This window comes from Myxococcus sp. MH1 (genome assembly GCF_059738865.1).
Genome location: NZ_AP026947.1, coordinates 2,125,478 through 2,146,109, shown reverse-complemented (window position 1 = coordinate 2,146,109; position 20,632 = coordinate 2,125,478). Strand labels below are relative to the sequence as shown.

General features: G+C 63.8%; 15 protein-coding genes. 4 read left to right on the top strand and 11 right to left on the bottom strand.

What is annotated here, in order from left to right:
- Positions 1-507 precede the first annotated feature (507 nt).
- From AC6JA9_RS08875 to AC6JA9_RS08850, 6 genes are all read right to left on the bottom strand, one after another.
- A complete protein-coding gene (locus tag AC6JA9_RS08875) occupies positions 508-1,251 on the bottom strand; it encodes a hypothetical protein (protein WP_497959502.1) in 744 nt (247 codons plus the stop codon).
- Between the two features lie 128 nt (positions 1,252-1,379).
- Positions 1,380-1,967 carry an IS66 family insertion sequence element accessory protein TnpB gene (tnpB, locus tag AC6JA9_RS08870; RefSeq protein ID WP_497959500.1) on the bottom strand — a complete coding sequence of 196 codons (588 nt, stop codon included), beginning with the start codon at positions 1,965-1,967 and terminating at the stop codon, positions 1,380-1,382.
- Positions 1,967-2,107, bottom strand: coding sequence for a hypothetical protein (locus AC6JA9_RS08865; RefSeq protein ID WP_497959498.1), 141 nt, complete (start codon positions 2,105-2,107; stop codon positions 1,967-1,969). The genes tnpB and AC6JA9_RS08865 overlap by 1 nt, the downstream gene beginning before the upstream one ends.
- 196 nt (positions 2,108-2,303) lie before the next feature.
- Entirely contained in the window at positions 2,304-2,645 is a 342-nt protein-coding gene (locus AC6JA9_RS08860; protein ID WP_497959497.1) for a transposase, read from the bottom strand.
- Positions 2,646-2,737: 92 nt separating this feature from the next.
- Complete coding sequence (locus tag AC6JA9_RS08855) at positions 2,738-4,219, bottom strand: STAS-like domain-containing protein (protein WP_497959496.1); 1,482 nt, start codon at positions 4,217-4,219, stop codon at positions 2,738-2,740.
- A 272-nt stretch (positions 4,220-4,491) separates the two neighbouring features.
- Positions 4,492-4,683 carry a hypothetical protein gene (locus tag AC6JA9_RS08850; RefSeq protein WP_497960846.1) on the bottom strand — a complete coding sequence of 64 codons (192 nt, stop codon included), beginning with the start codon at positions 4,681-4,683 and terminating at the stop codon, positions 4,492-4,494.
- Between the two features lie 604 nt (positions 4,684-5,287).
- On the opposite strand from AC6JA9_RS08850, the gene AC6JA9_RS08845 reads away from it, so the two are divergent.
- The gene (locus AC6JA9_RS08845) at positions 5,288-9,313 is read left to right on the top strand and encodes a hypothetical protein (RefSeq protein WP_497959495.1); all 4,026 of its coding nucleotides are present in this window, start codon (positions 5,288-5,290) and stop codon (positions 9,311-9,313) included.
- A gap of 281 nt (positions 9,314-9,594) precedes the next feature.
- Here AC6JA9_RS08845 and AC6JA9_RS08840 read toward each other — a convergent pair whose 3' ends face one another.
- From AC6JA9_RS08840 to AC6JA9_RS08820, 5 genes are all read right to left on the bottom strand, one after another.
- Positions 9,595-10,929, bottom strand: coding sequence for a hypothetical protein (locus tag AC6JA9_RS08840; protein WP_497960652.1), 1,335 nt, complete (start codon positions 10,927-10,929; stop codon positions 9,595-9,597).
- Positions 10,930-10,931: 2 nt separating this feature from the next.
- Entirely contained in the window at positions 10,932-13,271 is a 2,340-nt protein-coding gene (locus AC6JA9_RS08835) for a hypothetical protein (protein WP_497959493.1), read from the bottom strand.
- Positions 13,261-14,700 (bottom strand): hypothetical protein, encoded by a 1,440-nt coding sequence (locus AC6JA9_RS08830; RefSeq protein WP_497959492.1) that lies wholly within the window; start codon positions 14,698-14,700, stop codon positions 13,261-13,263. The genes AC6JA9_RS08835 and AC6JA9_RS08830 overlap by 11 nt, the downstream gene beginning before the upstream one ends.
- Positions 14,701-15,347: 647 nt before the next feature.
- Positions 15,348-16,268, bottom strand: coding sequence for a DUF2381 family protein (locus AC6JA9_RS08825; RefSeq protein WP_497959491.1), 921 nt, complete (start codon positions 16,266-16,268; stop codon positions 15,348-15,350).
- A gap of 73 nt (positions 16,269-16,341) precedes the next feature.
- Positions 16,342-18,243: a serine/threonine-protein kinase gene (locus tag AC6JA9_RS08820; protein ID WP_497959490.1), complete on the bottom strand. Its 1,902-nt coding sequence runs from the start codon at positions 18,241-18,243 to the stop codon at positions 16,342-16,344.
- Between the two features lie 197 nt (positions 18,244-18,440).
- Between AC6JA9_RS08820 and AC6JA9_RS08815 the strand changes: the two genes are divergently transcribed.
- The 3 genes from AC6JA9_RS08815 (at position 18,441) to AC6JA9_RS08805 (ending at position 20,585) form a co-directional block, all read left to right on the top strand.
- Positions 18,441-18,779, top strand: coding sequence for a helix-turn-helix domain-containing protein (locus AC6JA9_RS08815; RefSeq protein ID WP_497959489.1), 339 nt, complete (start codon positions 18,441-18,443; stop codon positions 18,777-18,779).
- Between the two features lie 103 nt (positions 18,780-18,882).
- On the top strand, positions 18,883-20,061 hold the full coding sequence (locus AC6JA9_RS08810) for an IS256 family transposase (RefSeq protein ID WP_497958474.1): 1,179 nt from the start codon (positions 18,883-18,885) through the stop codon (positions 20,059-20,061).
- Positions 20,062-20,231: 170 nt separating this feature from the next.
- Complete coding sequence (locus AC6JA9_RS08805) at positions 20,232-20,585, top strand: helix-turn-helix domain-containing protein (protein ID WP_497959488.1); 354 nt, start codon at positions 20,232-20,234, stop codon at positions 20,583-20,585.
- The last annotated feature ends 47 nt before the right edge of the window (positions 20,586-20,632 follow it).

The following is a 20,632-nucleotide window of genomic DNA, read 5'->3' as shown; positions in this document are numbered from 1 at the left end:
CACAAGGGTCTTCACCCCACGACGATTCAGAGGTCACTCTCTACGCGCTTCGACGCAGAACGCGATTGCCCATCCATTCATCTGCGGATTGGGCTTTCTTTCGTCCAATTTGGGGAGAGAACAACTGAGAGCGGTTAACAGGTGCTGTTAACCCTTGGGGCGCCGGTTAACACAATTCCCTGAGAGTCTCACTTCTCCGCTCTAGGGTGTCCAGGACGGCCGCTCTCTCCGCTTTCCGGTTTCGTCCCTTACATGCTTTGCAGGCTTCCGAGGGAGCGTGCGGCGGAAACGGCCCCTTTCGGCGGGCCAGCCTGCGCCCTCCTGCCCTGCGTTCCCAACGGCCCCAACCTCCCCAGCACCGCCGACCCTCGAACTACCCCTTCCAACAGGGTCAGCGACAACTCCGGCATCTCACTCCCAGGACAGCGCTTCGCGGTCCTTGAGGAGTCTCCACTCTGGGGATGCACGCGCTAGGCGCGCAGCGCGAGGTGCGCCAAAGTCTGCGCTCTACTTCGGAGGCTTGTGCCCTTCTTGACGATCTAGAAAGAGAGAGAGCTCTCCTCGATTCACGAGTTCGCGTCCCTGCGTGAATTCCTCGAACATGGAGGCGGGAGCCAGCCAGTACGGAAGGTCGGTCCGTCCAGCTATTTCCCCTTCCCGGAGTACTGCGTCAATCGGAGTTCTCTGATCCAGCCTCACGAAGAAAAGAACACCGCCGATCATCAAACGCACCATATTGACCCCGCCCTTCCTGTCGAGCCTCGGTGTTCGGTAAGCAAAGACCCCATCATCGCCCTGCTCTCGCAGCAGCCGGAATCCAACTGCGTTCACGCTTGAGGGAACCAGCGCGCCACGGAAGGAGATGTCCTCCAGTATCGCCCTATACGGGCCCAACTCGATGCGTCCCAGGGCGGGCCTAGTTGATGAATACTTCCATAGGAGAGCGGCAAGAAAGCGGATGAGGTCGTCACCTACGACGCCAGCAAGCCAATGTAGGCCCCAGGGCTTCCCAACGGCGTCGGCCCGGAGAGCATCGAGAGATTGCTTTGCACCTCCTTCCCATCTTCCGATCCTGTTGTCGCAGTCACGGCATAGGATGTCCCTATCCCAGATGCCAGACTGGGTGTCCTCGTACTCGCCGGAGTCGCGAACAACGGCATGCGCCTTCCCCACCTGGACCTCACGCGCGAAGGTCTTGGGAATGAGGTGGGCGTGGACGGTCTTGGCGACTCCGCAAATTAGGCACGGCATTCGGACCTCCTTGTGCGGGCGACATTAGCCCCAGCGAGTGGCGCGGGCCTCGTGGGTATCCAGAGCTTGATAGCGGGTTCTAATGGCCCGCACCTGGACCATCGGTGCTGAGTCTATACCTTCAGTTCTTACTCAGGCGAAAGTGCATCCACCCAACCGCCAGCATCCGGCAGCTCGAGAGTGTATCCAGATGGAGCCTGCGGGCGCCTGCCACCCGGCGTAGGCTCTCTCGTCCGGGCGGTTCGTGCCCTCCTCCCGGCCCAGCACATGCCTGCGGCACAAGAGCGCACATACCAGGGCATGGTCTGGCCCCTGGCCGTGCTGTACCTCCCCCCCTGTGTCAGGGAAGTTGTCGCCTCGGCGCCGGGGGGAGGTGCCCACTTGCCTGGCCTCCGGACGTGCGTGACGTCGATTCCGTCGAGCAGCATGGACAGTTGGGTGGCATCCAACTGCGCGCCCAGGGCGTCCTCGGCGAAAGCAGGCAGGCGGAAGCGGGCCTGCTCCAGGCGCTTGTAGGTGAGGACGAAGCCGCCCGCGTCCCAGGAGAGAATCTTCACCTTGTCCCCGCGCCGCGAGACGAAGACGAAGAGGTGACCGGCGTAGAGGCTCTCCTTCCACTCGGCGCGCACTATCGCCGCCAGCCCATCGATGCTGTTCCTCATGTCGGCGGACTCTCTTGCCAGCAGGATTCGCACCGCCCGGGGCAACAGCAGCATCAGCCGAGCACCGCCACCAGGTGCGCGAGGTACTCGGCCTGCGTGCCCTCCGGGAAGCGCAGGAGGAGCCCGCGCGGCAGCGCCACCTCGAGCAGCAGTCCGTCTCGGACTCGCGGCGCGGGAGACGCGACGACCTCCACGGGAAGAAACGCGTCTCGCGGTCTGCCTGCCGTCTCGGACCGCCGGACCGGAGTGGCCCGCGACTCCTTGTACAGCCAAGACCTGGTGCCTGACGACGGGCCCGGTGCCGGTACACCGTGGCGCGAGGCACGCGCCAGGTGGCCGTCACGAGCGCCAGCCCGTACGACTTGCCGCTGGAAGGCGAGAGCTGGGCGCTCATCCTCTCGACTTCCTCCAGGGAGAACCCGGCACGTTGCCTTCCAGCAGCCGAGCCTTCTCGGTGAGCAGTTCGTTCTTCATCATCAGCTCGCCCACCATGGCCTTGAGCCGCAGCACCTCGTCGTCGGCTGGCTCGGGCTCCCGGCTCTTGAGGTTCGCCTCGGCTCCCGCCAGGAACTTCTCTCGCCATCCGCTGAGCACTGCCGCGGTGACGCCCAGCTCCCGCGAGAGCGCGTCGAGCTCCTCGCCCTTGAGCAGACGGAGGACGGCCTCCTTCTTCCGCTTCGCCGAGAACCGACCACGCTCCGCCGTTCTGTCCTGCTTCTGCTGCTTCTTCACATCCACCTCACGAGGGGAGGCTATCCCCAGAGAGGTGTCTCAAGAAATCCTGGGGCGGAGGAAGAGCCTCGAGACCGGGGCAACTTCACCCGCTACCCGCCCAGAGCATACTCCTCCAAGGCCTCGAGAGCACTACGGACCGCCGGCGAAACATTCATCGCATGAATAGGGATAGCATCTGCCCAAGCCAAGCGAAGCGGCCGAAACAGCAATGCATGGAGAAAGCTCTGCGTAACAAAGGAAAGCCCGGCAAAATCCAGAACAATAGGCTCACCCGCAAGAATACTATTACGGACCTTCTTGCCAATTTCGGCCGCCAAATCTGTATTCTCTCGAACGATATTTACCAGGATTCGTTGAGCTCCCGAAGGGGGATTCTCATAAGCAATCCAGCGATGGACGGCTCGCGCAGGCGTTTGCTGCTTGGCGCGCTGTTTCACCGCTTCCATGTAGACACTGAAGTCGCGGGTATCACCCAGCGGTAGCTCGAAGGCCACTAGTGTTCCTGGGAAACCCGTGCCTATCGGCCCAATAATCGAAGATGAGTGCCTGTTGACATCGTTTCGATCCCCCTGGATCGATAAGGCAGCGCCTCTGGAGGCAAGGAGAAGGCGACCGCCCGTGAGCTTAGCAAGCTCTGCGATGGCAAACAGCCCGAAGCCCGCATTATATAGCGAACCAGTCAGTCCTTCCTCAAAAGTTCCGGAGATGTGGGCACGCAACGCTTTTTCAAGCGCAGAGCTTGCATCTCGTAGTTCGCGGTGCTTGCCGCGGAGATGTTCCAAAATACCAATCCCCGTATCAGCCACTGCCACTTGTACGGCAGGACGCGAGTATTGCTGCGCCTCGGTCATCGCCTGAGCCGCAACCACAGCGCCCAAGGGGTCCCGACTGTGCTGCAGAACATTGCGCAACAATTCAACGACAACATAGTACAACGTCGCCTGTGCCACGTGGTCAGTCGGAGCAATGAGCGTTGAAATCCGGCTAGCGACCGGCTCAATCAATTTCATCTCTCGAATTCGCCGCAACTTCACCGTACGCCCAGGCTCCCCCCAGTCATCATTACTATAGCCAAGTATTGCATCTTGGAGACCTAGGGCTCGGGCAAATCCAACCCCATTGCTGTACCCCTCCATATTGACCTGCCAAGCGTTGCTCGATGGCTCTCGCCCAAGGGCAGCAATACCCACAAGAGCCCACACTTGGGTAATGAACGTGCCATTGAAGTGAATGGTCGATTCCGAGGTGCTCCCGAGCATTGTCAAGAGCGGCGCCGGATTGGAGAGTTCGATGCGAGACGGGAGGGTGAGCGTAGAGCGCTCCGGGGACCTCACCGCAAGAGACGAGCGCGCTACATCAGCCGTATCCGAAGTAGGTGACTCGAGTACATCTTCATTTGGGAAGAGACCCTTCCAAAGAGAAAGGGCCGCCGGGTCATTCCTGTTGATGGCGAACCGGAGGTGACGGCGAACCGCCTCCTGATTCTCGATCATCCGCAGATCCGCCAAGGCAAACTCCTTCTCGCCTTGCCGAGCACGCACAAGTGCCGCTCGGATTTTCGCTCGTGACATCCGACCTCCCTCGACCGTTATGACCGGCCCGACTGATTGGTAATCATGTACCGTACCTGATTGCTGGAACACCAGGTTAGTTGAACGCAGGTCGCGTGCGCCCACATCAAGCCCCTACGGTCGCCTGTGGCGACTCCCCATTATACAGTTCGCTCCGCCTTGGACCGCGGGCTAGTCAATACTGCCTGACCTGCGAGGGACGGCTGCCTCACTCAGAGGCTGTACCGCTCCACCTCCTATAAGAACTGCGTGAGCGAGTAGTCCAGCAGTGCCTAGCGGGACTGCGTGTACCGACGGGCACGGAGGAAGATCAGCCAGACGCGCTTGCCCACCCGCATCTGAGACTCTTCCATCTTCTGCCGCAGCACCCACTCCCCTCCCAACGGCCGCACCAGCACGTCCCCCAGGCAGGCTCCAGTGGATGCTGGGAAGAAGGCATGCAGCGTGTTCGAAAGCGACTCCAAGCCCCCGGGTCCATACCACCCAGGGGTGAGGCCCGGGCGGCCAGTAGAGCCTCGACGCCTGTGCCTACCCAAAGTTCGGTCGCTGCGTCATGAGTGCGTCAAGGCACGTTGGGCAGTGCGTCAAGGCAAATGAGCGAGGTGCGCACGTGGCCGCTGCGTTCCTCTGCCGGCGAAGCGGAGGAATCACCAAAGGAATGAGATAGCCTGGAGGTTCGGGCGTCTACCATCTGTCGTGCCCTCGAAAACCGAGGCTTCGAGGAAGTGGCGAACACGAGCGCCAAGCCGAGTCAAGCGCCCTGCCCTGTCAAGTCCGGCCGAGTGTTCCGAGCCGCCGGCCCGCCGCGCTAAGCAACCATCTCCTCCGCATGAGTGGGCAGGTCCAGCCCATGGCCCGCCTGGGAGTGCCAGAACATCCTCTCGCCAAATCTGGGCCTGAGAGCACGAAGGCCAGTGCAGAGTGCACCCCGACGACCATGTTGGCCTCGCCAAAAGCCGGTGCTGTACAGTAGCACTCTCGGCCTCGGCAGGCCATTGCGTGTGCCCCACGGCGGCCACCGTGCATCGACCTGGCCTCGAGAACGTGTGTTCAAGCTTGGAGGGGAGAATGACTGAGCCGAAGTGGGGAACCATTACCAGTGGGGCAACGTTCGAGGCACTTGCGACCACGATAATTTTCTTCGAGGACTCAACGGCGGCACTCTTTGGGCGCCGCGGAAAGGATGGCGGCCAGGACGCTCGCTCAGGTGACCGCACGATCGTTTTTCAGGCGAAGCATCATGTGGACGAGTCACCGGCGAAAGCCATCACCGACGCGAAGAACGAGGCCGCGAAGATCAAGGCATACCGACAGCAAGAGCACTCTCGGTTCGAACAGTGGAAGGGCGTAAAGCACTGGAGGCTTGTGACCAACGCCCCATTTAACCCTACCGACAAGCAGGTATGGGACGACGAGGTTGTTCCATTGTTTGCCGCCCTTAACCTCACCGTGGACTATTGGGAGAGACGGAATCTCAACGCATTTCTCGCTAAGCACCCCGAGATTCATCGCGCCTTCTTCGAGAACGAGACGCGTGTCCTTATCTCGGTGCCAGAGGCGCGTGAGAGATTCCTCCAACGCGAGCCGTTCCTTCGCCGCGCCGAGCTTGGCTGCTTCTTCGGCCGCGACTCTGAACTCGGTGAGGTACACGACTTTTTGGCATCGACCCAGCTGTTTCTTGTCTTCGACGGCGCAGGAGGAATGGGGAAGACGCGCCTGCTCTTCGAAGCGGGCCAGATGGTTGCTGGCGAGGGAAAGTGGCAAGTGCTATGGGCGAACGTCGACAGCATGGCAGCGTCAGGTGCATGGTTCGGCGCCGTGGTTGTTGAGAGACCAACGCTTCTGCTCGTTGATGAGCCCCCAGATTCCGCGTTGCTACAGCAACTTTCAGAACAACTTGATGGACGAATGGCCCAGTGGAAAATCATTGTCGCCGTCCGATCACCAAAGGACCCGGTACTCCACTACCTCCGTAGTCCTCGAATGCAGCCAAGAGTGCGTGACCTTGCAATTCACGCCCTTACGGATGCGGCAGCCGAAGCCATGTGTGCAGACATGTTCAGCACGGGCAAACTCGCGAGGTTACCCGAAGAAGACCGACGCGATGCCGCGCGCAAGCTGGGTCAGATGTTCTCTCGGCATCCAATTTGGCTCACCCTAGCCGTTCACCTTCTTGAAGAACGGGGCAACCTGACCAGCGTGCCTGAGACGGCAAAGGGCCTTGCTAATGACTACCTGAGCGAAGTCGAGCGAAGCCAGGATGACTCACGGCCGGAACAGGTCCGCGAACTCCTTCGATGGGTGGCACTCACCGGAACAGTTAATCGAGAGGACGACTCAACAATTGAACTCATCGGCGACGGAAGCGGAGCGGGTGGCCCTGTCGCAGTGCGACGCAAGCTCGCAGCGCTGGTTTCCCGCCGCGCGCTTGTTGAACGAGGAGCCCACAATCGCTTTGTCGAAATAAAGCCGGACGTGCTACGCGACCATGTTCTTTTGAGCTGGCTGTTCGCTGAAGTCAAATTCGGACTACGTCCAGTCGTCGCTTCCGATGAGTCGAAGGCGATCATCGAGGCCGTAAGAAATCAAGCGTTGGCGGGCACACTCAAATATCCCCGCCTCTCGATACTCGTCTCGCTGGCAAGAACTGAGTTCATTCTACGACTCTCGGGTAACGACGTCCCGTTGCTTGCCCACTTCTTTGAATCGATTCAAACGGGCGTACCTGCGATGAGCGCTCGCCAGCGCCGTGCGCTGGTTGACGCGCTTGAAGCGGTCGCGCTCTTCCAACCCACTGCCACAGTAGCACTCATCAAGGCGATGCGTCAGTCGACTGTTTCCGATGACAGGTACGAGACCGTGCTCGGCGAGACCGTCGTCGGGCAGAACGACGTCCTACTCGCACTAGCACGACCGCTACTACGCGCTGCGATGGGCGCACTAACACCAGATGCACAGGAGGCAATACTTCGAGAGCTTTGTGCCCTCGCTGAAGTCGAGGCAGATATAGCTCAACAGTTGGAACGTGGCCTACCCAATGACGGCAAGCGTGCGGCGACCATCATCGAGAGCGTACTCGAAGGCAGCCCGCAGTTTTGGGGCAATTTCGACGGGGCGGCAAAGTCGCTAGGCGACGAACTGCTGACAGAGCTCGGCCGCCAGTCACCAACACTGGGAAAGAAAGCTCTCCTCAAGTCGCTCGTGCAGCCTGCAATCGCCTTAGTGCGGAGACAAACTTGGAGCGACCAGAGTTCGATTTTCACTCAGACAATCATACTCGGGCCCGACCATTCGGGCTGGGCAACACGCCACGCACTGCTTTCACACATCAAAGACTTGCTCTCAGCCGACACCACGCCGATCGCAAGCAGAGTCGAACTCTGGCGTATTCTCGCGGAGGCCCACGGGGATATCAACCGACACTATAGGAGGGGAAGACAAAAAGACCAGCGACACAAGGACCAGCAATACCATGACGCCCTCGTGAGCAACCTTGTCTGGGCCCACGATGTACTTGCGCAACGCGCTGCCAGCCTTGAGGAACTGTCCGCCGCTCGTAGTCTCTGGAACTGGCACCACAGTTTCGAGTCCGACATGGACCTCAAGCAGGCGAGCGTACAGCTTGAAGCCCTGTATGTGGCTAATGATCTCGCTGCGGAATTTGAACCCCTCTTGAGTCTTGAGGAATGGGAACGGCGTGAGCCACGAATCATCTCCAAAGCGGCTGAACTGGCCACCTCACGCACACCGGATGATATTGCAGCGTTCATTGAGCGCGCAGTCGCCTTTCTTGGCAGCGAGCAGGGACTCAGCCAATTGACGGGCATATTCTGGTACCTCGGAGCACACGCGGATACGCAGGAGGTCCTCCAAACATTCATTAAGCACTCCCTTGGAAAATCTTCGACGAGCCCTCGCACAGTCTTGGGCACAGTGATGGCAACCAGCTGGATTGCTAGCGTTCGAAAGGGCGGCCTGCCTGCGCGAACATGTGGCGTTGTTATCGATCTAGCAACATCGTGCGGAAGCGACGAGCAACGCGTGAATCTGTTGCTCCAGATCTATGGTTCAGCCCCTACACCCCGGGACGTCGGTCAATTTTCCATCGAGGAGATTGACCTCCTGAGATCCCAGAGGCAACTGTTCACCGACACCGGCAAGCTCGCTGCGTTCGCGACAGCAACAGCGCTCACAATCAACCACGCATGGCCGACTCTCCGAACGCTGATTGAAGACGCTCTTCGGTCGGTGCCGCCTGATGGGCGCGCACCCGTGCTACTGGGACTCATTGATGGTCTCTTTTGGGCTGTACGCGAATCAGAGCTAGCGAGGCTCCCACCAGGACTCGGCGAATGGCTACTGAACCAGCTTCTCACCGCGCCGAACCTCGACGCGTTTAGAAGCAACGCCGAATGGCGACTTGACGAAATTCTTAGGCGCACTGGCCGCGTGCATGTGTCGTGGCTGCCAGAAGCACTCTTTGCCCGCAAGGACATGGTGGCCAATCAGGACACGAATATTCGCACCCACGCCGTCAGCTACAACTTCAGGTTCGGCAAATACGTCCGGCACATTGCGGCCACCGATATCGGAGATAGTGCGACAACCCAAGCCATCGACACCCTGCTGTCATTGCTAGATGCCGAAGGAGGCATGACTCACATCATTCCCGATCTACTGCGTGATATCGATCCAGAAGGAATAGCCATCCCTGCTGCGGTTGCCGCAAGAATCCAGGGCGCCTCTACTGCCACAGCAGTGAGACAATTGGCGCGCATTGGGGGCGCGTATTTAGTGGGTACAGCCCCGTGGAGAACAATCGCGAAGGCTGCGCTGGCCGCTAGCCAGCACCACCTCACGCAGAAGGAGCAGTGGTCGCTATTCCATGTCTTGATAGAGGGAGAGTTCCAGGGCTGGTCCGGCACGCGAGGTGAAGTCCCTGAAGTCTTTGTCTCTGCTGTTAAGGAGGCCAAGTCGGCCCTGGCCGCTGAGACCGACTCGATTCTTCGACCGTTCTGGGAGTGGCGCCTCAAAGTCGCGGAAGAGGATCTCAGGGAGCAGGAGCAGAGAGCTAAGGAAGACCGCGGCGAATGAGTAAGCCTCACCAGAGCCCCCGTCCTGTTCTTTGTGCCTACCTAAACTCGAGCGCCACACCATGGGTGCGTCAAGGCCACGTTCGGCAGTGCGTCAAGGCGAGCGATGCGCCGATACCGCCATCACCACGACGAAGGCTGCCGTCATGCCCAGGAGGCGTGGGCACAGTTCGGCCCACGCTGGTCGACTAGCACCTATGGCGTGCCTCCAACACGGCGCACCTCGCCTTAGGCCGCGCGCCAGCCGACGCTGCCTAGTGCGCGAGGAGCATACGCCCCAGGTCAGGGCCGGTACCGTTCCACCTCAAGGAAAAACTGCGTGAGCGAGTAGTCCAGCAGCGACTGGCGGGACTGCATGTACCGGCGGGCTCTGAGGAAGGGCAGCCAGATGCGCTTGCCCACTCGTACCTGGGACTCCTCCAGCTTCTGCCGCAGCACCCAGGTCCCACCCAACCGCCGCACCAGCACGCCTCCCATATAGGCACCTAGTGCCGGAGCCGTGTGACTGTCGATCAGTCCGCGCTCGTACCGCTCGGGGAAGTTGTCCCGCCAGAAGTAGAAGTCGAGGTCCGTGAGGGACTCGGCCGTCTCGTCCATAATGGAGGGCACCTTGGTGTGCAGCGCTGCCACGAGACCTTCGGACAAGTCTCCGTAGGACTCGAGGACGCGCTCCGGATTCTCCACGTCCGATGGAAGGGCAGCCGGCAACCACTCTTCCGACTCAGGAGGCCGGAAGGCGTTGAGTTCGGCAATCTTCCGTTGCCGCTCACTGATGGCGAACTCATCCGGCAGCCGCGAGAGGAACGGCGCCACGTCAGGGTGGAAGCGCGGCTCGACGGGCACGAGCGCGGCGCTGCGCTCCCGCAGCGTGCGAAGCACCGTATCGAAGTCGAGGTCTGGTCGCAGGTGGACGTGGGCTCGGGCCTGGGCCACACGCGCCTCGTCGCTCGCGAATTCAGCAGGAGTTGGCCACAGCACCAGGAGGACAGCGCCATTGGGTAGTTCCTCCACGAGGTGCGCAGGCGTCAAGAGCATCCGCTCACGGCCTACTGATTCCACCAACTTCGAGCCGAAGACGTTCAGCCAGCACAGCTCATAAACCTTGTCGAACCCATCCCGCCTACACGTCGCCTCGTCGCGACCGAAGGAAGGGGCGCCCGAGAGCTCTCGGTCAGCCAAGCTGTGCGCCACTGCATGCTGAGCGGGATACCGGAAAGCCCAGGCTCTGGCCATTGCTACAATGCTCTGACAGGCCCCCTCCTCCGCAAAGGAAGAGATTGGCTGCACACTGAGCCTGACACGCAGTTCGGGCTCCTCCTGTGTAAAACCAAGAGTCAGCGACAGTGACACGGCGGGATCCTCTGAGCGGAACAGCCCGACGCTTGAGCCATAGGTGTCGCGCCGCTCCTCAATCGCGCGCCAAACAGCATCTCGGGAGTATTTTCGCCTCCGACTCGTCTTGACGAACGTCGGCATCCAGCCGCCAGCATATTTCTCAAGAGCATCGAGGAATGGGGTCAACTCGGGTTCGACACCACTCTCTGAATTGAATGCTCCATCAAACAAGAAGCGCAGGCTATCCACCTTGTTCAAATCATGGAGCGTCAGCGTCTTCATCTTCATTGAAACAGTACCTCCACACCCTTGTTCCGGATCTGAGCGTCCTTCGCCGCATCAATTAGCATGTCGCGCTCTCTGGGCAGAAGATTCTCGCCCTCATAGACGAGTCGCACTCGCTTCACATCCGCTTGCTGTCGCATGCCGTCCCGAAGAATCTTGAGCGTTCCGCCGTAGTACTTCATTGCGTTACTGGCGTCCGTTCTCACCTGCACAGGCAGCGCATCTTCGTCCAGAACGGCCAAGTTCCGGCTCTTGAAGCTGAACGTCTCCACCCGGGGTGGCTGGCCTGGTGAGGGGCGCTCCTCGATGACGAGGACGTCGGCGTACCGGAAGTCCACCTTCGACACGCCCACGTGCGTCTCGATGCGCGGCTGCTCGAAGTCGCCGAGCCACCGCCGCTGAGCACGGGGCAACGCGGCGTCCGCCTCCAGGATGGCGATCATGGTCCTCTCGAAGGCCATGCCCCGAGCATAGTAGGCACGCATCCCCCCGTAGCCCTCCCACTTCAGGGGGCCCTTGACGGCGTCACCGTCCTGAATCTCCCTCAGCCGCCTCTTGCGGTAGGCGACGTACTCCTGCCAGAGCGCCGCCCCCTGCTCGACTCCCGGCGGTGGCTCCTCCAGCTTCGGCGCCTGCTCCTTCAGCAGCTTCACGTCCTTCGGGAGCCGTGGACCCGAAGACTCCAGTTCCGCCAGGAACAGCTTCGCCTTCGCGGCCTCCGCAGCGCCGACCTTGGCGTCCTGGGCGAAGAGGTCCAGGTTGTCGAATTGCCGCCTTGCCGCCGAAGACCGGGCGGGCTCGCGAGTCACCCCTTCCCTCATCGTTGCAGCCGTGGAGGACTCGCGGCTGGCCGCCTGCGCCTCCGTAGCGGCCGCCTCGACGTTCTGCTCGAAGAGGTCCAGGTTGACGGGCCGCTTCCCCGCAGAGCCCCTGGTGGCCACGGACTGGACGGGCTCGCGGCTCGCCGCCTCCATCAGTACCGCCTGCGCCTTCGCGGGGTTTCCCCGCGCCTCGTAGAGCGCCAACAGGCCCGCCTCCCCCCACTCGGCGGCCACCAGCGCGCCCTCGCGGCTCGCTTGGAGGTGGCGCAGCAAGTCGCGCGCGGCGTTGAAACCGAGCTGCTCCTCCAGGTGCGCCATCAGCGCCTTCATGGCGCTCACGTCGAGCGCCGGCATCTGGAGCCGCCTCAGCCCTCCGCGCGCCTCCACCAGGGCCCGAGCGCCCTTGCCTCCGGCGTACAGCGTCACCGCCAGCGCGGCCGGCGCCAGCTCGCGCGTGGCCTGCTCGTACTTGCCCTGCGTCAGCGAGTACGCCCCGTGCCCCGTCCCCACCGCCAGGTGGTAGAAGCCCACCGGCACACCGAAGGTGAGGTGGTCGAAGGCCCCCGCCGAAACGCTTCCCGGCGAGTAGTGCCTTTCCATCAGGGCCTTCTCCACCTCGTCGAGGGCGGACTGGTAGGGCGGAGGCATCTGCCCACGCATGGCCATGAGCTCTGAGTACCGGGCCACACCACTCACCAAGGTACTGGAGAGCATGTCCCTGCCCGCGCGCCCCAGCCCGCGCAGGACGTCGCGGCCCTGCGCTCCTCGCTCCGGGAAGCCATCTATCGCCAGGCCCCGCCGCTTCAGCTCCTCGCGGACAGCGACCATTGCGCCTAGCGTCTCGTCCAGTTGCTTGTCACGGGCGAGTCGCTGCACCACCTCGCGCAGCTCGTCGTCGAAGGCCGAGTGCAGGACGAAGAGGGCGAACACCTCGGCATACGGGATGCCGTACTTCTCGGTGGCCGTGACCATGAAGTCCGCGCGCTTGCGACTGAGGACGGCCGAGGCGTCGTCGTCCATCGGCCCCAGGGCGCCCAGCCGGACAGCGTCCCAGGCCGTGAGGGACTGCACCAACGCGCCCATGTCCCCCACCCCGCGCTGCATGGCCACGAACTCCGCGGGCGAGGCACACGCCAGGAAGGGCGCCAGTACCTCTCGGCTGGAGTCCAATCGGGGCCAGCCCAGAGGTAGGGCCTTGCCGCCACAAATGAAGGCGCCGTCCTCACCGCCCGAGCCGCGCACTCCCTTCCCGTTGACGGCATTGCCGGTGGGCACTCGCCGATAGCCCATCGGCGCCGGCTCTGGCGTCCCGTCCGCGGGGCCTAACGCCTCCCCCTGGTACACCGCCGTCGCCACGCTCCTCGCCGCCTGGGCGGGCACGGAGAAGGGACTGAAGGCCGGGGCCGCACTGGGGCCCGCATGGCCCAGCCGCGCCGGCAACGAGGCGCACCCGGAGGCCAGGAGGGCCACCACCAGCGCGAGGCCAAACCCGCTGCGCCAAGGCTGCTCAGCGCGCATTGTCCACCCCCAGCCCCACGGAAGCGAAGGCGCCTGGCCGCAGCGTCCCTTCCGCCGTTGGGAAGAGCAGCGTGCCCCCTTGCCCCACCGCGTACAGCTTCCCACCCAGGAAGCGCCATCGCGTCTCGGCCGAGGCGAGGTAGCGCGCTCCTGGCTGGCCCGCACCCACCGCCACGCCGCCGACCCCCACCGAGAGGTTGCGGTGGAAGAGCTGCGTCTCGAGCCGGCCGTCTACGTCCACCCGGCCCCAGTTGAAGACCTCGGTGCCCATCGTCAGCCGGAAGTGGCGATGCCCCAGCACGCTCAGGCTCTCCGCATCCCAGCTCAGAATCACCTCGCCGTAGGCCGAGTACCCGTCCGGGAAAGGCGCGTCCGCCTGCGGCAGGGCAGTCGGGCCCGCCACCTGGAAGCGCGCTAGCTCGTAGTCCGGGCCGAAGGCGCCCTGACGGAAACCTCCGCGCTGGAGGCGGCCCTCCAGGCGCGCACGCAGGTCCATCCTTGAGGTCAGATACTCAGCTCCCAGCCCCGCCACCGCGCCCCACGCGCCGCCCTCGCCGGGACGCCCGCCCCAGCCCGCATTCGCCTGCAGTTCGAAGCCCCCGTCGGGATTGCGGCGCCGCACGAGCATGGCCGTCCCATCCAGGTGGGCCAACGTCATCGGCGCCGACGTACCTCCCGCCTTGCCCCAGTCATGCACCGCGGACAGCGCCAGCGTGTACTGCATGGGGTACGGCTGGCGACCCACGAGGAGGTGCTGCATGTCCAGGACGACTTCCGCCCCCATCAGCCGCGCGCCCAGCACGTCCGAGGCGAAGGCCTCGACGTAGAGGGGCCTCAGCATGCCCGTCACCACCGCGCCGGCCGGGTGGTAGTCGGGGTTGCCCCGGTTGTTGTAGCGGCGCACCAGGTGCCCGGACAGCAGCGTGTACGACTCCAAGGCACCCACCCACACGAAGTTCGGTGCGTCGCCCCCCACCATCAGGTTCTGCACCACCTGGCCCCAGTCGGAGAGCTCGTCCCAGTCCTCCTTGCGCACCAGACTGCCCCCTGCCTCCCCGCCCCACATGCGCAGGCGCACCGGAGCGCCCAGGTCGACTTGAAGGAAGCTTGGCTTAACGACCTCCAGCCGTGGGTGGAGCTGCAGGAAGCCCTCATCCGTCCCCGCACCACGGCGAGGCAGCAGCGCCCATGTCGTGGTCTCCAAGCTCAGCCGGTTCGCCCAGCCAGAGCCCGAGCCAGAAGAGGCCGGAGCCGCTTCCTTCTCTTCGTCCTCGTCTTCTTCAACGACACCCTCGAGCGGCTCGTCCACGTCCGGTTCGAGGAGGATGGTTTCGTCCAGTCCCGGGACGCCCTTGTACTCGGGCGGCACCTCCGCCCACCCGACTCCAGGCAACACCAGCAGCAACACGACGGCCCAGCGCATGAACATCGACATCTCCTGTGAAGGCCCCAGGAAGGGGCGATGGACAGAGGTCTCCCGTCCGGCCAGGCAGGGCGCCGGCCGCGGGTAAATGAATTGCATTGCGGTAGTCACTGGCAGGCCGACTGGGTCAAACCATAGGCAGACGTGTCACGCCACGGCGCCAGGAGTCCCGGCCCCGCCTAGAGCAGCAGGCAGACGTGTCACGTCACGGCACCAGGACAGTCCGGCCCCGCGAATGCCTCCAACGTGCAAATGGGGGATTGAGGAAGGGCTCCTCAGCGCCCGTCAGGCATGCGGCCCGACGAAGCGCAGACAGCTACGGGCACGTCATGCAGCGCCGACACGCGCCACTCGTTGACGTGCCGAAGTCCTGCACCGATGACCCCAAGCCCGGTTCAGCTCAGATGGGGTGACGTCACGAGGGCGGCTCTGGGGCATCGCCCTCGGCTCCCACTCTGTTGCCACCAAGACAGCGGAGGTGCGCATGTACCCGCACACACTCCAACGCTACGAGGCTCATGTCGCTCTCCAGGGCCCACCCATGAACTGCACCTAAAAAGTACAATCCATTGAACCCGAAAAGCACAGTCCCCACAAGTCCCCAAGCGCACGAGGAATGCGAGAGGCCACGAGACCGCTCACTCCGGAGCTATCTATGGGAAGGTGACGTTGCCCAGCGTGACGGTGCGGCGCCCATCCACGTCCCAGAGCTTCAGCGTGAAGGGGCCTTGGGGAGACTCGGATGAAGCCTCAGCCTCAACCACCACGCGCTGGACTCCAGAGCCAGGGGCCACAGGGCCAGACTGCCACACTTGGAGCACCTTCAGTTCGTCGTTGCCCTTGCCCCGGAGCATCGCCCCCACTGCCGTCCACGGTTGGGCGTCCCCCCGTGGCGTGACGGTGACCTCAACAGCCACCCTGCGGGCTGTGCGGTATGCATAGACATACTGTTTGGCTGCTGCCCCTCCTGGGGTCGGGGTCACACCCTCGGTCAGGTCGCGGTAGTCAACGCCTCGTTTGCTGAGGACTGCTGTCGAGATGAGCCCCGTCAGCCCGTCAGGAGCACTTCGCTCTGCGCGCAGGCGCGCATGCTCCTCTCTGCACTTCTCAGCCTCGATGCGCGCTAGACGGACTTCCTCCTGGTATGTCTCGACGCTCCTCTGGCGTCGATAGACTTCGACATGCGCCTCCGACCGTGCAGGGTGCGAGACCAAGACAAACGTCGCAGTGGCCGGGGCCGCCCCATCCTGGAAACGCACCGTCAGCTTGAGCCGCTCGCCCGCCGAGATTTTCTCTGAAGGGACCAGTCGCAAGGTTTTGAGCCCAGCGTCCACCATCGCGAAGTGCTCGCGTCCCTCGAGCATCAGCCCCTCCCGACTCACCTCCGAATCAAAGAGGAACACCGTCGAGAGCCCCGGGCTCACTGCCACTTCAGTCGCTGGCTGAGCATCGTCCGCGACCAGATCGATTCGCCGAATGCTCAGCCCCACGTTGGATGAGGGCGACTGCGCCAGCGCTGTCCCCGATCCTGAGAGAAGGAGGGAAAGCAGCACGGCCGACACGGAATGATGCACTCGACGCTTCTCCTGGACCAAGCCAGCAGCGACGCCGCTGGCGACTCACGGGCGTCTGCCAGACAGCAACACTTCACTCAAATTCACTCACTGCCCTGACGGTAACAGCTGAGAACACGCGCGCCCTACCAGTATCCCCTCCCCCTTCTTTTATCGCGAGCCCGCGGTTTCCTGAGCTGTCCAGCACCTCCAAGCACACGGGAAACGTTCCTTTGCTCGTGCGGGCCCGGGTCAGTCGAACATAGACGCGGTCGGCGATAATGAGCCGCCCAGACAGAGTAGCCATGCCCCCCAGGAAAATCTGCGCAGTGCCTTCTTTCACCGTTATGAATCTTGAGTCATCCTGAATGAAGGCCCCACCCTCCTCGTCCCCGATCCCCATGCCGAGCATCTTCATGCCCTTAGTGGCTCCTGCCGGGCACGGCTCGGGCTCCGGAGCTGGGCGCACCTGGGGACCCGAACAAGCCAGCGCACCGCAGAGGGCCGTCGTCGCCAAGGCACTACTGAAGGTCCTCGTGGCCTTCTTGGCAGGCGCTGACGGGGAGGAAGGGGTGTCGCGCTTGGATGTCGTCACGGTTGCAGTCACCTCGGGAAGCGTCGCAGGGGGAGCGACGGCCGCAGGTGTGGCCTCCGGCCCGATGGGAGCTGCGGCCGGGGCAGCTTGAGGTTTCTTGGCATATGTCGCTACTTCTTGGCGGCCCGGAAGCGCCTGACTTCCCCTTAGGCCGACATCCCGTTCCCCCCAGAGAAGCACCAAGGCCGCGGCAACGCATAGAAAGCTGACTACTGCGGCCGTCCACACCCCACGTCGGAGCGGCGGCCTCGGTAGCCGCGCATTCACGTCGGACCACTGCGCCACCTCTGGAGGCCACGCGGGGCCCCCATCGCTTTCGGGTCCTTCCCCGCTAGGCAAGGCCAAGCCCTCAAGGCCCAGCTCAGAGTCCTGCGCGGCCAGTACACCAGCGACAGCCGACGCGGGTCTCTTCCCTCGTCGAGGCCGGTGCAGCGGTTTGTTCATCCACTGCGCAACTGGGTCGACCTTGCCCTCAGTGGTAGCAGTGTCCAGCCCATACGCGTCGCACAGGGGGACGTTCCACGCCTCGTCGGCTCCAGCCAGCGCTGTCTCCAGCGCCGCGCACAGTGCACCTGCATCCAGGTACCGCTCCTTGGGGTCCTTCTCCAGCAGGCGCATGCACACGTCGCTGAGAGCCTGCGGCACCCGCGCATTCTCCTCTCGAGGAGACGTGGGCGTGTGGGAGATGACAGCGTTGATGAAGGACTGGTCGTCCCCAGCCTCGAACGGCGCTCTGGCGGTGAGTAGGTGGTAGAGAGCCACTCCTAACGCCCACAAGTCGTCCGCTGGGCCGGGGATATAGCGAGCACCTCGCACCCCAGAGTGCTCCTCGAAGAACAGCCAGGCCTCGGGAGGGCGGTACTCTGGGGTCCCAGGAGGCAGCACGGAGAGAGTGACACCCGGGGCGCCCTCGTAGTCCCCAACGCCATAGTCCACCAGTACCGCCAGGCCATCAGAGGCGCGCACCATGACGTTGGCCTCCTTCACGTCCCGGTGCACGACGCCGGCCTCGTGGGTGGCCGCCAGCGCCCGCGCCACATCCAGCACCACCTTCAGCACCTGCCGGGCAGAGGGGTTCTCATCCCGAGCCCACGCGTCCAGTTGCCGCCCCTCCACGTACTCCATGGCGATGACGGCAAACTCCGGTGCCGCCGCGGGCCAGTACCCGAAGCCACGAATCCCCACGACATTGGGGTGACGCAGGCGAAGGAGAATGGACACCTCCCGCTCCACGCGCGCGCCGACTCGTGGCAGGTGCAGCAGCTTCAAGGCAGCGAGTTGGCCCTCGCATGTGGCGCGGTACACGGTGCCGAAGCCACCGCGCCCGAGCTGTCCTTCCACCGTGTAACCCACCACGACATCCCCGGGGCTCAGCATGGCCGGAGGCCCATCGTCCCTCATGACGGCCCCCACCCAGGCAATGCGGACTGAAGGACTGCACCTTGCCGCATGCGGCGTCTCCCTCCCGGATACGCCACGACGTTACCAAAACCTGAAGGGACAGTCCTCTCCTTCCGAAGGCAGCCCTACCCAGAGAATTGCCAACCCTGCATGTAACTCGCTACATTGGAATGGCACACTCTCGCCACATCCCCCTCATGACTGCGCCCCCCACAGAGAGCCCCCAGGACACACCGTCGCCCGACCTCGCGAGCACCATTGGCACCAACGCCCGGGCGGCTCGACAACGCCTCTTCCTCACCCAAGCCGACGTCGCGAAGCGTGTCGGCCTCGCCACCGCCGTCTACAGCAGGCTGGAGCGAGGCCAAATGCTCCCCAGCGTCCGGACGCTCTACGGCCTCGCCACCGTCCTCTGCACATCCTCGGACGCCCTGCTTGGACATGGCTTCCAGGCGGAGTCTCCTCCCGCCTCCCGTGCCCTGCGACTGCTGGTACAGCAGGTGCGTAAGCTGGAGGAGCGGGTCGTGTCCCTATAAGTGTGTAGTCGGCGAGCAGGGACGAGCGGGAAAGAGGGAAGCTCCTCGGTGAAACCAACCGAGACGGTCTCCCCCTGGCAGGGGAGCCGAGGAGTTCCCTGAAGTGGACGATACCGAGTTTGCCGCGCCCTCGCACGAGGAGGTGCGCACCGACGTGCGAGGCCTGTTCCTGGGAGCCATCCGCATGACGCTGGAGATGCTGCTGGAGGAGGAGATTCGAGGGCTGGTGGGGGCCGGGCGCTGGCAGCAGGTGGCAGGGCGGAAGGACCAGCGCAACGGCAGCTACCTGCGAGGCCTGCTGACGTCCATGGGGCACCTGGAGGTGGCCGTGCCCCGGACGCGGGCCAGCGGCTCGGCGGAGGCCGTCCTGGGCCGCTACAAACGGCGCAGCGAGGAACTCGACGAGGCGATTACCAGCGCGTACGTGCAGGGCGTCTCCACGCGGAAGATGGGCCGGGTGACGCGAGCGCTCATGGGGGCGGAGGTTTCGCGTTCGACGGTGAGCCGAGTGACGAAGTCCCTGGAAGAGAAGGTGGAGGGCCTTCGCACCCAGCCTCTCACCCAGGCCTTCCCCTACCTGTACCTGGATGCCACCTTCCTGGACGCCCGGTGGGCGCGCACGGTGCAGAACGTCTCGGCCCTGGTGGCCTACGGCGTGGGAGAGGATGGGCACCGGCACCTGTTGGCCGTGACTCTGGGGGGCAGCGAGTCGCAGGACTCCTGGCTGGAGCTGCTGCGCCAACTGCTCGAGCGAGGGTTGAGGGGCGTGCGCCTGGTCATCGCCGACGGGCACGCGGGACTGGCCGCCGCGGCCCGGCAGGCACTGCCCGAGGCCCAGCTCCAGCGCTGCACGGTGCACCTCACCCGGAACGTCCTCGCCAAGGCGCCCTGGCGCCTGCGCGGACGCCTCGGCAAGGAGACCTCGGCCGTCTTCGAGGCCCCCTCTCTCCTGGACGCCAGGAAGCGTCTGGAGGCGCTCCAGTCCGGACTGGGCCGCCAGATCCCCGAGGCCATGGAGTGCCTGCGCGAGGGCTTCGCCGCCGCCACCTGCTTCTTCTCCTTCCCCAAGGCCCACTGGAAGCGCCTGCGCAGCACCAACGGCCTGGAGCGTCTGCACGGCGAAGTGAAGCGCCGCATCCGCTCCGTGGGCGCCTTCCCGGACCGTGCCAGCGCGCTGCGTCTCATCACCGCCGTCGCCCTCGAAGTGACTGGTATCTGGGACGACCGCCGCTACCTCGACATGACCCTGCTCAACTCAACCCCAGACACTGCCGCTGCTTGACCCCGCCAAGGAGCATTCCTCCCCCGAACCCCCCTCCGAACAACTACACACGATTCGGGACTTGACCGAGGAGCGCCAGGTGAAGGCGCTTCTCCACCTGATTCCGGCGATGCGGTGAGTCGCACGCATGCTTGAGGAGGAGACTTCTCAGGTACAATGTGCCTCACCTCATGGACCAGGACCTGGCAATCACCATCGGCGCAACAGCCCGTGCCGCCCGAGAGCAAATGGGCCTCACGCAGGCCGACGTAGCGACACGCGTCGGACTCGTGGCCCCTGTGTACAGCCGCCTCGAGCGCGGGCTGATGCTGCCCAGCGTCCCAACCCTGTACCGACTGTGCACCGAGCTGAAGGTGTCCCCGGAAGAACTACTTGGCCTCGCGAAGTCCGCCCAGGGAGGGAAGGGCCCGCGAGCCACTGAGGACGACGCCCCGACTCTGCGCCGGCTGCTGTACCTGGCACGTAAGCTCGACGCAGGGAAGCTGGACGCGCTTGTCCACGTCGCGACGGAGCTCGCTCGCTAACGGGGCGGTGGCGACGGCCACCGCATGGCGGAGACGACACCGAAGGC